We start from the raw sequence: 1,010 nt of genomic DNA on the forward strand, positions 1-1,010 counted from the left end.
TAGCGTTTCGATGAGGCAAGTAAGGTCTATAAGGATCGCCATGAGAAGTCCAATCGTAAGAAGAAAAATGGTTGGATTAAGGATTTTGGAAAGAACTATACCAAGAGTATGTCTAAGTTAATGAAATTTTAGTTTGGTTTCTGGTCTACCCTTAACTTCGATGTAATGGGTCAGTTAATGGCTATTTTGAAGGCAAAAAAGGTTTGATTTCTTCAAAAGTTTATTGATTGTTCATTACATCACTTTGAAGTTTTTTAGAAGGGCAGAGCTGGGCATGATACAACTTTTGACAAAGCTTGCTAAAATTTAGTTAGGAGAACGTCCATGAGTACACTTCAGAAAGAAAACACCATTATCCTAGACATGGGATCGGCAAAGAAGGATGATATTAAAGATTTGCAATATGGTGAGGGTAGGCTTTTTAAGAGGATTGCTAGGGCCATTGAAGAATTGAAGCAGAGTGGTGAAGTTGCAGAAAATGCTCAACCAGTAGTTGTTGTGGTTAAGAAGAAAAACGAGAAAGATTGGTAAGTTTTTAATCGATCTTGAGGAGTAATACGAATTTCCGTCATTGGCTTCGTAGATTTGTGTTTCAGGGTTAGTAAACAGCACAAGAAAATGTCGCAGAGTCTACCAAAAACTCTTATTATTTGTTAGACTTAAATTAGGGTAACACCGACAGGGATTATTATGTAACTTAAATTAAAGCCGACAACCAAGGGTTTAATAGTTGCGCTCTCTATCCCGGTGGAACCAACTTTTTTGACATTTTTATGGCGCTCGCGGGATATTCCTGAGAGCTTTGGGAGATACCCCCTGGATGTGAAAGCATCTTGCATTGGCGGGCCTTGGTCTATATTGGTAGACTTTGGTAGCTAAAAAGTATCGGTTACACTGAGTTGCTAACTCAAGTCCGCTTGACTTTCACCCAAGATTGAGTCCGCCTTTGGCAAAGCTATTGTTATTGGCTACTTCAAGGAATCTGCATCGGGGGCATAAAGCCCCCGATA

Annotated in this window: 1 protein-coding gene and 1 pseudogene; both read left to right on the forward strand. The window is 39.4% G+C overall.

Features of this window, described 5'->3' with window-relative positions; all coding sequences use genetic code 11:
* Window positions 1–18: 18 nt before the first annotated feature.
* Window positions 19–132, forward strand: a pseudogene (locus F6K49_RS54185) (hypothetical protein); the annotation flags it as partial.
* 192 nt (window positions 133–324) lie between these two features.
* On the forward strand, window positions 325–531 hold the full coding sequence (locus tag F6K49_RS52990; protein WP_293086188.1) for a hypothetical protein: 207 nt from the start codon (window positions 325–327) through the stop codon (window positions 529–531).
* Window positions 532–1,010 lie beyond the last annotated feature (479 nt).

It is taken from the genome of Moorena sp. SIO3I6 (genome assembly GCF_010672095.1).